Raw genomic sequence first — 9,738 nt, 5'->3', positions numbered from 1 at the left:
CTTCTGGCTCGCCACCATCGGCATCATTCTCTACGCCGCCTCGATGTGGGTGACGGGGATCATGGAAGGTCTGATGTGGCGCGAAGTGGATGCCAACGGTTTCCTCGTGAATTCGTTTGCCGACACTGTGGCAGCCAAGCTTCCGATGTATGTGGTGCGCGGTCTGGGCGGGGTTATGTTCCTCTCGGGTGCGATTATCATGTGCTATAACCTCTGGATGACTGTGAAGCGTTCGCCGGCCGTTGAGGCCACGAACTCCACAGTTCCGGCTGAATAAGGAGGGCCGGAGAGATGGCAATTCTGGACAAACACGCAATCCTGGAAAAGAACGTCACGCTTTTGGCGGTCTTTGCCTTCCTCGTGGTCACCATCGGGGGGATCGTTCAGATCGCCCCGCTGTTCTGGCTTGAAAACACCATCGAGGATGTCGAGGGCATGCGCCCCTATTCCCCGCTGGAACTGACCGGGCGGGATATCTACGTGCGCGAGGGCTGTTATGTCTGCCACAGCCAGATGATCCGCCCGATGCGCGACGAGGTCGAGTGCTATGGCCACTACAGCCTTGCGGCGGAATCGAAATACGATCACCCGTTCCAGTGGGGCTCGAAACGCACGGGGCCGGATCTGGCCCGTGTGGGCGGTCGTTATTCGGATGAATGGCACGTCGATCACCTGCGCGATCCGCAGTCGGTTGTGCCTGAATCGGTGATGCCCAAATACGGCTTTCTTGAAAACCGCATGGTCGATCCCGAGCACATTGAGGATCTTCTGAAAACCCATCAGCTTGTCGGGGTGCCCTATTCCGACGAGATGGTTGAGAACGCCAAGGCGGACTTCAAGGTTCAGGTCGATCCCTTTGGCGATACCGACGGGTTGATGGAACGCTATCCAAATGCGCAGGTCCGTAACTTTGACGGGCAGGCCGGGATTTCCGAGGCGGATGCGCTGATTGCTTATCTGCAAATGCTGGGCACGCTGGTTGATTTTTCGACCTTCACGCCCGTGGCCAGCCGCTAGGGGGACAGAGACAATGGAAACCTATTCCCTGCTGCGTGAATTTGCCGATAGCTGGATGTTGCTGCTCCTGTTCGCGTTCTTTGTCGGCATGGTGGTCTGGGTGTTTCGCCCGGGCTCTTCCAAGGCCTATAGCGATCCGGCGGGCATTCCCTTTCGGCATGATGACAAACCCGCGGCCGCGCGCCGCGAGGCTGACGCCAAGGAGGCGTGAGAGACATGGCTAAAAAACCCAACAAGAAAACCGAGGTCGAGACCACCGGCCATGAATGGGATGGTATTCAGGAATATAACAACCCTCTGCCGCGCTGGTGGCTGTGGACGTTCTATGCCTGTATCGCCTGGGGCCTGTGGTATGTGATCGCCTATCCGGCCTGGCCGATGATCGAAGGCGCCACTGCCGGCTACAAGGGCTGGTCGACGCGGGCCAATGTCGCCGTCGAACTGGCCGAGGCCGAGGCCGCCAACGCCGAGATCAACGCCAAGCTGGCCGCGGTCGAGCTTGCCTCGATTTCCGAGACGCCCGAATTGCAGGCCTATGCCACATCGGCAGGGTCGGCGGTGTTCAAGACCTGGTGTGCCCAGTGCCACGGGTCCGGGGCGGCGGGGGCCAAAGGCTATCCCAACCTTTTGGACAATGACTGGCTTTGGGGTGGATCAATCGACGATATCCACACCACGATCAGCCATGGCATCCGCAACGAGGTGGACGACGACGCGCGCTTTTCGGAAATGCCCGCCTTTGGCGAGATTCTGGAAACCCCGCAGATCGACCAGGTGGCGAACTATGTGATGTCGCTGTCCGGTGCGCCGCAGGACGCAAGCCTTGTGGCCGAGGGCGAGACGGTCTTCATGGATAACTGTGCGGCGTGTCACGGCGAGCAGGCACAGGGCGATATCTATCAGGGCGCGCCCAACCTCACCGACGCGATCTGGCTTTATGGGGGTGACTTTGCGACGATCAAGGAAACCGTCACCAATAGCCGCTATGGTGTGATGCCGCCTTGGAACACGCGCCTCTCCGAGGCCGAAGTCCGCGCTGTGGCGATTTACGTCCACCAGTTGGGCGGCGGCGAGTAAGCCTGAAAAGAATACCCCGGGCCGCCTGTTTGCGCAGGTGGCCCGGGGGCGGCATCGGTCGCTCCGTCCTGTTCGCGCGTTTCCTGGAACGGCCGATGCCAATTACCGCCCCAAACGTCACGTTCTGTCAATCAGAAGGCCCCAGTGGGGGGCCTTTTTTGTGTTCGTGACGCGTGGCCATTCGGCAAGGCGCAAGAGCGGGCCACCGCCCGCCGCGCCACGGCCAGCGGATAGCCCCTGCGCGCCCCTCAGTCACGGCGGCGCGCATGAAGATGCGCCTCGATCTCGGCGCCCGAACGGGCATCAAAACGCTCTGCGGGCGGCCAGTGCGCGCGCCCCGCATGGTGATGACGGGCATTTGCACTGATACCGGTCCGGGTGGCGTTTCTGAAAGTATTTGCGAAGATATTGAACATTGCCTTGTCCTTTCCGATCTGCTGTTTCTGTGTTCAATATGGACAATGGCGCCGTTTCACGCGAGTCTGGAAAAATTCTGATATGTAAGGTGATCTAACGTGACTGATTGGCTTTCCATGCCACCCCTGACGGCGCTGCGCGCTTTTTCGGCGCTGGCTGAGACCGGCGCGACGGCGGCGGCGGGCGCACAGCTCAATGTCAGCCATGCGGCGATAAGCCAGCAGGTCAAACAGCTTGAGACCCATCTGGACGTGGCCCTTGTCGATCGCTCGGGGCGCCAGCTTGTGCTGACCGCTGAGGGACAGCAGCTTGCCGATGCGCTTACCCTTGGGTTCGGCGCGATTGCACGCGCCATCGAGGCGCTGACCGGGGCCGACGCGGACCGCCCCTTGCAGGTTTCGGCAACGCCGGGTTTTGCCGCGCAATGGCTGATGCCCTGCCTGAGCGCGTTTCGTCAGGCCCATCCGCAGATCGACCTGATGATCGACCCGACACCAAACATGGTCCCGTTGGAACCGGGCGGGATTGATGTGGCCCTGCGTTATGGCACCGGAGACTGGCCGGGGCTTGAGGCCGAATTGCTGTTTTGCTCGCCGATCGTGGCGGCTGCGGCCCCAAGCCTTGTCGAGGGGATGAAAATCACACGTCCCGCAGACCTTGTTCACCTGCCCTGGCTTCAGGAATTCGGCACCAATGAAGCAAGCGACTGGTTGCGTCGGCGTGGGGTAACCGAGGCGCGCGCTGCAGGGCTTGTTCAGGTGCCGGGCAATTTGTTGCTGGACGGGTTGCGCAATGGTCAGGGTGTGGCCGTGACGGTGCGTGAATGGGTGAAGCAGGATATCGCCGCAGGGCGGTTGGTGCTGTTGTTCGAGGACCAGGAAGACGCCGGATATTACATCGTGACGCGACCGGGCGTCTTGCGCGCACCGGCCAAAGCCTTTGTAAAATGGTTGAAAAAACAGGCGAAACCGATGCAAAGTTGTGAATAGGTCGATTCTAGATTCAGAATTTGACACAGGTCAATGTTACCGAGAGTCCGTCCTGCCAAAAGACGGGCGATATCCTTATAACGGAGTAAGTCCGTGGCCGATTCCCAGCCCGATGCCCCCCAGTCCCTCTATGCTGCCCGCGAACCCATTTTCCCACGCAAGGTTTACGGCAAGTTCCGCAATCTGAAATGGGCGATCATGATTGTCACGCTTGGGATCTATTATCTCACGCCGTGGATTCGCTGGGATCGTGGGCCAAGCCTGCCGGATCAAGCGGTGCTGATTGATCTGGCAAGCCGACGGTTCTTTTTCTTCTGGATCGAGATCTGGCCGCATGAGTTCTATTTTATTGCCGGCCTCCTTGTCATGGCGGGGCTGGGCCTGTTTCTGTTCACCTCGGCGCTTGGCCGCGTGTGGTGTGGCTATGCCTGCCCGCAGACCGTCTGGACCGATCTTTTCATTCTGGTCGAGCGCTGGATCGAGGGCGACCGCAACGCCCGCCTGCGCCTGCATCGCCAGAAGAAATGGGATGCCCGCAAGGTCCGCCTCAGGCTAACCAAATGGGTCAGCTGGCTTTTGATCGGTCTCGCCACGGGTGGGGCCTGGGTGTTTTATTTCACCGATGCGCCCACGCTCCTGGCTGATCTGGTCACGCTCAATGCCCATCCTATCGCCTATACAACCATCGGCGTGCTGACCGCGACGACGTTTTTTTTCGGCGGGTTTGCCCGCGAACAGATCTGTATCTATGCCTGCCCGTGGCCGCGCATTCAGGCCGCGATGCTGGACGAAGACAGCCTTGTGGTGGGGTATCGCGAATGGCGCGGCGAGCCGCGCAAACATTCGAGGGCGGTGGAAGAGGGCGCGCCGCAGGGCGATTGCATCGACTGCATGGCCTGTGTGAACGTCTGCCCGGTGGGGATCGACATCCGCGACGGGCAACAGCTTGAATGCATCACCTGCGCGCTGTGCATCGACGCCTGTGACGATATCATGGCCAAGATAGGCAAGCCGCGCGGCCTTATTGATTACATGGCGCTGACGGATGAGGAAAACGAACGCGCAGGCAAACCGCCCAAGCCGATCCTCAAGCATATCCTGCGCCCGCGCACCATCATGTATACGGCACTCTGGGCACTTGTGGGCTTTGGTTTGGTGTTCGCGCTGTTTATCCGGTCTGATATCGACATGACGGTGGCCCCGGTGCGCAACCCGACCTATGTGATGTTGTCGGATGGCTCGATCCGCAATACCTATGAGGTGCGCCTGCGCAACAAGCACGGTGAGGACCGGCGTTTTAACCTGACGGTCAGTGGCGATCCGGCCATTCACCTGACGCTTGAGGGCACGCCGTATTCGTCGGTTTCGGTGCCTGCGGATTCGATGCGGCTTCAGCGGGTCTATCTGGTGGCCGCACCGGGATCGGAGGCCGCAAAGATCGAGCGCAGCGAAGTGCGCCTGTGGATCGAGGATACGTCGAACGGCGATCGCGCCTATAAGGACAGCGTGTTCAACGGAAAGGCAAACTGATGGCCGAGCGCAAGATAACCGGGCGGCAGGTGTTTTTCGGCTTTGCCGCTGCCTTCGGGGTGATCATTGGTGTCAATCTGGTGCTGGCCTATTCGGCCGTCACCACCTTTCCGGGGCTTGAGGTCAAGAATTCCTATGTCGCCAGCCAGGAGTTCGATATCCGCAAGGCCGCGCAAGAGGGGCTTGGCTGGCATGTCGCGGCGGATCATGCCGATGGCCTTCTGTTGCTTCATATCACCGATGAGACCGGCGCGCCGGTCGAGGTCGCGACCCTTGAGGCGACGGTGGGCCGGGCGACGCATGTGTTTGACGACCAAACCCCCGATTTTCGCTTTGACGGCCAAGCCTATGTTGCGCCCGTCGCCCTTGGGGATGGCAATTGGAATATCCGGATGACTGCCACATCCGAGGATGGCACGCTCTTTCAACAGCGCGTTATCCTGCACAAGGAATAACGCGTAATGACCGCCACCATGCGCCCTTCGCCTTCGGCCTGTCCGGCCTGTGCCGCCGCCCCGGCAGCCGAGGCTTTGGCCGAACGGGCGTTGAAACCGGCGCAGATCGCACTGTCTTTGCCGACGATTCACTGCTCGGCCTGCATCTCCAAGATCGAACGTGGGCTTAATGCGCATCCCGGTGTGCGTTCGGCGCGGGTGAACCTGACGCTGAAACGCGCCAGCATTGATGCGGCGCCAGAGGTCAGCGCCGAAGAGATGCGCAGCCTCGTCGAGGCGCTTGGCTTTGAGGCGCACGAGCTTGACGGCGCATCGCTTTCTGCCACGGCGACCGATCGGGCCGGGCGTGATCTTTTGATGCGGCTGGCCGTGGCGGGTTTTGCTAGCATGAATGTGATGCTGCTTTCGGTCTCGGTCTGGTCCGGCGCCGAGGATGCGACGCGCGACATGTTCCACTGGATATCGGCGGCGATCACCCTTCCGGCAATCGCCTTTTCCGGCCAGCCGTTTTTCCGAAACGCCTGGGCGGCCCTGTCCAAGGGGCGGCTCAATATGGATGTGCCGATCACGCTGGCGATTGTGCTGGCGGTGTTCACCTCGCTCTGGGAAACCGTTCTGTCGGGCGAACATGCCTATTTCGACGCGGCCCTTGCGCTGACGTTTTTCCTTTTGGCGGGGCGCTATCTTGATCACCGCACCCGCGCGATCGCCCGGTCTGCCGCTGAAGAGCTGACGGCGCTTGAGGTGCCCCGCACGACCCGTCTGCGCGACGGGGTCGAGGAACAGGTAAACATTGCCGAGTTGCGGGTGGGCGATCTTGTTCTGGTGCGGCCGGGCGGGCGGATGCCGGTCGACGGCGAGATCGTCAGCGGCAGCTCGGAAATCGACCGTTCCTTGCTCACCGGGGAAACCCTGCCGGTGTTCGCAGGCGAGGGGCAGGCGGTGTCCGCGGGCGAGGTCAACCTGACCGGGCCACTGACCGTGCGCGCGAATGCGGTGGGGGCGGATACATCGCTGCACCGGATGGCAGACCTTGTGGCGATCGCTGAATCGGGGCGCTCGCGCTATACCTCTCTGGCCGACAGGGCGGCGAAACTTTATGCGCCGGGGGTGCATATCCTGTCGGCGCTCAGCTTTGTGGGCTGGTATCTCTACACGTGGGATATGCGCACGGCCCTCAATATCGCCGCCGCTGTCCTGATCATCACCTGCCCCTGTGCGCTTGGGCTTGCGGTGCCTGCGGTGACCACTGCGGCCTCGGGGCGGCTGTTCCGGCGCGGTATGCTGATCAAGCACGAAACCGCGCTGGAACGGCTGGCGCAGGTTGATACCGTCGTGTTTGACAAGACCGGCACCCTGACCACCGGGACGCCGCAGCTGACCAATCTGGCGGCGCTTCCGCGCGCGGCGGTGGAATGCGCGCTGGCGCTGGCGCAGGGCTCGTCGCATCCGCTGGCGCGTGCGATCACCACTGCGGCGCGTGAGGCAGGCTTTGCCGCCTCCGCCGATCTCAGCGATGTCACCGAGGTGCCGGGCTATGGCTCCCGTGCGATCCTGAAAGGGCAAGAGGTGCGGCTTGGCCGGGCAAGCTGGACCGGGGCTGCGCCTCTGGCCGAGACCGCCAGTTTCCTCAAGATCGGCGATCAGGCCCCGCTGGCCCTTGTCTTTACCGACAGCCTGCGCCCCGGTGCCGCCGAGGCGGTTGAGGCGTTGAAATCCAGCGGCAAGACCGTGATCCTGATGTCGGGCGATACCACTCCGGCGGTCGAGACCCTGGCCGCCCGCCTTGGTATTCCGCAATGGATGGCCGAGGCCCTTCCCGCCGACAAGGCCGCCCGCATTCAGGCGCTTGGCGACGAGGGGGCGCATGTGCTGATGGTCGGGGATGGCCTCAACGATACGGCGGCCCTGGCGGCGGCGCATGTGTCGATCTCGCCCGCCTCGGCCCTTGATGCGGCCCGCGTGGCCAGCGATATCGTGCTCTTGGGCAATGACCTTTCGCCGATCGCGGCGGCCTGCGACACGGCGCAATCGGCCACCCGGCGTATCCGCGAGAACTTTCGGATCGCGACGATCTATAACGTGATCGCCGTGCCTTTGGCCGTGGCCGGTCTTGCGACCCCGCTGATCGCGGCGCTGGCGATGTCGCTTAGTTCGATAACGGTGTCACTCAACGCCCTGAGACTGAGGTAGAGACGATGAATATCCTTACCTATCTGATCCCGATCTCTCTGGTGCTGGGCGCGGTCGGGCTGATTGCGTTTATTTATACGGTCAGATCGAACCAGTATGATGACCCCGAAGGCGATAGCCGCCGCATCCTGTCGGACGAATGGGATAACTACCCCAAACCCTGAGAGGATTGGCCTGTCGCGCTGTTGCGGACCGGCCGCACACCCTGACCGCCGCAGAGACCCCTACAGCCACTTCTTTTTGCTGAAAATATCCCGGGGGTTTGGGGGCAGGCCCCCAATCCAGACCTTGCCTCAGAGCGTGTCGTGTCCATTCGCAGTCACGCATCGCCCTTTAGCCTGTTGATCTCGCATATTCGAGGCGCACAAAATCGGGGCCACCTTTGAGCAATATCGCCTAGCCCGGCCCGATCATGAAACAGGTGATCTTCTTCGCCTGCAACCGGCGACAGGCCAGATCTGCGCTTTCGCGGGTCAGCCCCATGAAATTCGCATCAAACCCGGTGGGGCGCTTCACGACCTTGCGCAACGATCCGTCAAGGGTGGTCATTTCATTCAGCGCGGTCTGCAACAGCACCTGACGCGCCTTGTACTGGCTGGGATAGCGGCCGACGTTGATGCCCCAGTGGCGACCGCCAGAGGTTGACACGCGCATCACCACTTCCTGAATCGGGTCACCGGAAGGCGCGCTTGCCAGAACGATATTCTCGGGGCGCGGCTCGGGGCGGACATCGGCCGTTATGACGGGCGTTGCGGCGACGCTTCCGGCAGGGGGCGCTTCAGCTTCGACCACCTTTTGGGCGGCCATAAGCGCGCGTTCGATATCATCCTTGACCGCAACAAGCACCGGCGCTTCCGGGGCGGGGCGGGCCTGTGGCCGCAAGCTCTTGCGTACCGCGGCGGCCCCGGCGAGGCGCACGGTCTTGGCGGCGAATGTGGGGCGATCCTGGCCTTGGGCGATCATCACCGGAGCACCGTTCATCTTACCCATATAGGGCGGGCGCGCGGGCCGGTTCACGGCGACACGGCTTGGCGATTTGCGAAAGCCAAGATCAAGAAGTTCCGCCACCTTGGCGTTCCGCGACGCAGTGGATTGCCCGCCGAACACGGTTGCGATTATGCGTTCACCGCCGCGCTCGGCGCTGGCCACAAGGTTGAAGCCCGCCGCGCGGGTATAGCCGGTCTTGATCCCATCCGCCCCGCGATAGCTGTTGAGCATGCGCCGGTTGGTGTGGTTGACCGAACGGATGCCTGCATCGGCAGTGATACGCGAGAACAGATTGTAGTATTGCGGATAGTCGTAAAACAGGCTGCGCCCCAGGATCGTCATGTCATGCGCGGTCGACAAATGCCCGCTTTCCGTAAGGCCGTGGGCGTTCTTGAAGGTGGTGCGGCTCATGCCAAGCGCCTTGGCCGTGCGGTTCATCCGGCGCGCAAACTGTGCTTCTGATCCCTCGATCGCCTCGCCTAGGGCGGTCGCCGCGTCATTGGCCGATTTGACCGCAGCCGCACGTACAAGATAGCGTAGCGCGATGGTCTGACCGGCACGCAGGCCCAACTTGCTTGGCGGCTCGCTGGCGGCATGTGAGGAAATGCGAACCTTGTCATCAAGGCTTATCTCGCCATTTTCAACGGCCTCGAACACGATATAGAGCGTCATCATCTTGGTTAATGAGGCGGGGTGAAGCCGGGCATCGGCGTTGCGCGAATGCAGCACCTTGCCGCTCCGCGCATCCATGACCATCGCCGCATAGGGCGCCGCAGCGGCGCTTAGCGGTACAATGACCAGCATCCAGATGGTTGCCAACACCACCAGACCCCAACGGATCGGCTGACTGCCCCGTGCTTTCATAGAACTGCTCTTTTTCTGCCTCGCGCCGCCGGTTTTCCGACTGGCATTTATTTATGCAATAAAGTCTAGCACAGCGTCTCTTTCTTTCAAAGCCTTCATTTATAATAGGTTTTTCCGGGCGTGCCTTTCAGTCAAGGCAATATGTTGTGGTCGGCGCGGCCCTATCCCCAAGATAATCGCCCTGTTTTATGCTCTCGGCGTATTTGGCA

At 61.5% G+C, this 9,738-nt stretch carries 10 protein-coding genes and 1 pseudogene; 10 read left to right on the top strand and 1 reads right to left on the bottom strand.

The features are described 5' to 3' along the window. The 10 genes and pseudogenes from QZ522_RS14875 to ccoS all read left to right on the top strand — a co-directional run. Nucleotides 1-277, top strand: a pseudogene (locus QZ522_RS14875) (cbb3-type cytochrome c oxidase subunit I); the annotation flags it as partial. Between the two features lie 14 nt (nucleotides 278-291). Further along, a complete protein-coding gene (gene ccoO, locus QZ522_RS14870; protein WP_294613218.1) occupies nucleotides 292-1,017 on the top strand; it encodes a cytochrome-c oxidase, cbb3-type subunit II in 726 nt (241 codons plus the stop codon). Nucleotides 1,018-1,030: 13 nt separating this feature from the next. Then, entirely contained in the window at nucleotides 1,031-1,228 is a 198-nt protein-coding gene (locus QZ522_RS14865; protein WP_294613215.1) for a cbb3-type cytochrome c oxidase subunit 3, read from the top strand. 5 nt (nucleotides 1,229-1,233) lie between these two features. Next, nucleotides 1,234-2,094, top strand: coding sequence for a cytochrome-c oxidase, cbb3-type subunit III (ccoP, locus tag QZ522_RS14860; protein ID WP_294613213.1), 861 nt, complete (start codon nucleotides 1,234-1,236; stop codon nucleotides 2,092-2,094). 266 nt (nucleotides 2,095-2,360) lie between these two features. Then, nucleotides 2,361-2,591, top strand: a complete 231-nt coding sequence (locus tag QZ522_RS14855) for a hypothetical protein (RefSeq protein ID WP_294613210.1) — start codon at nucleotides 2,361-2,363, stop codon at nucleotides 2,589-2,591. Between the two features lie 36 nt (nucleotides 2,592-2,627). After that, nucleotides 2,628-3,500 (top strand): LysR family transcriptional regulator, encoded by an 873-nt coding sequence (locus tag QZ522_RS14850; protein ID WP_294613225.1) that lies wholly within the window; start codon nucleotides 2,628-2,630, stop codon nucleotides 3,498-3,500. Nucleotides 3,501-3,593: 93 nt separating this feature from the next. Further along, the gene (gene ccoG / locus QZ522_RS14845; RefSeq protein WP_294613207.1) at nucleotides 3,594-5,030 is read left to right on the top strand and encodes a cytochrome c oxidase accessory protein CcoG; all 1,437 of its coding nucleotides are present in this window, start codon (nucleotides 3,594-3,596) and stop codon (nucleotides 5,028-5,030) included. Next, nucleotides 5,030-5,485, top strand: coding sequence for a FixH family protein (locus tag QZ522_RS14840; protein WP_294613205.1), 456 nt, complete (start codon nucleotides 5,030-5,032; stop codon nucleotides 5,483-5,485). The genes ccoG and QZ522_RS14840 overlap by 1 nt, the downstream gene beginning before the upstream one ends. A gap of 6 nt (nucleotides 5,486-5,491) precedes the next feature. Beyond that, nucleotides 5,492-7,678, top strand: a complete 2,187-nt coding sequence (locus QZ522_RS14835; protein WP_294613202.1) for a heavy metal translocating P-type ATPase — start codon at nucleotides 5,492-5,494, stop codon at nucleotides 7,676-7,678. 5 nt (nucleotides 7,679-7,683) lie between these two features. Continuing rightward, nucleotides 7,684-7,842, top strand: coding sequence for a cbb3-type cytochrome oxidase assembly protein CcoS (gene ccoS / locus QZ522_RS14830; protein ID WP_294613200.1), 159 nt, complete (start codon nucleotides 7,684-7,686; stop codon nucleotides 7,840-7,842). A 232-nt stretch (nucleotides 7,843-8,074) separates the two neighbouring features. Here the strand turns inward: ccoS and QZ522_RS14825 are convergent, their stop codons facing one another. Then, nucleotides 8,075-9,529, bottom strand: coding sequence for a D-alanyl-D-alanine carboxypeptidase family protein (locus QZ522_RS14825; protein ID WP_294613197.1), 1,455 nt, complete (start codon nucleotides 9,527-9,529; stop codon nucleotides 8,075-8,077). Nucleotides 9,530-9,738: the final 209 nt, after the last annotated feature.

It is taken from the genome of uncultured Roseovarius sp. (assembly GCF_913054395.1).
GTDB lineage: Bacteria > Pseudomonadota > Alphaproteobacteria > Rhodobacterales > Rhodobacteraceae > Roseovarius.
Note: the sequence above shows the minus strand (reverse complement) of the source record. Positions and strands in the feature narration are given on the sequence as shown.

What these genes read in the sequence shown, in the direction of transcription:
- ccoO (WP_294613218.1), top strand. Translation starts at nt 292, where the DNA reads ATGGCAATTCTGGACAAACACGCAATCCTGGAAAAGAACGTCACGCTT.
- QZ522_RS14865 (WP_294613215.1), top strand. Translation starts at nt 1,031, where the DNA reads ATGGAAACCTATTCCCTGCTGCGTGAATTTGCCGATAGCTGGATGTTG.
- ccoP (WP_294613213.1), top strand. Translation starts at nt 1,234, where the DNA reads ATGGCTAAAAAACCCAACAAGAAAACCGAGGTCGAGACCACCGGCCAT.
- QZ522_RS14855 (WP_294613210.1), top strand. Translation starts at nt 2,361, where the DNA reads ATGAAGATGCGCCTCGATCTCGGCGCCCGAACGGGCATCAAAACGCTC.
- QZ522_RS14850 (WP_294613225.1), top strand. Translation starts at nt 2,628, where the DNA reads ATGCCACCCCTGACGGCGCTGCGCGCTTTTTCGGCGCTGGCTGAGACC.
- QZ522_RS14840 (WP_294613205.1), top strand. Translation starts at nt 5,030, where the DNA reads ATGGCCGAGCGCAAGATAACCGGGCGGCAGGTGTTTTTCGGCTTTGCC.
- QZ522_RS14835 (WP_294613202.1), top strand. Translation starts at nt 5,492, where the DNA reads ATGACCGCCACCATGCGCCCTTCGCCTTCGGCCTGTCCGGCCTGTGCC.
- ccoS (WP_294613200.1), top strand. Translation starts at nt 7,684, where the DNA reads ATGAATATCCTTACCTATCTGATCCCGATCTCTCTGGTGCTGGGCGCG.
- QZ522_RS14825 (WP_294613197.1), bottom strand. Translation starts at nt 9,529, where the DNA reads ATGAAAGCACGGGGCAGTCAGCCGATCCGTTGGGGTCTGGTGGTGTTG.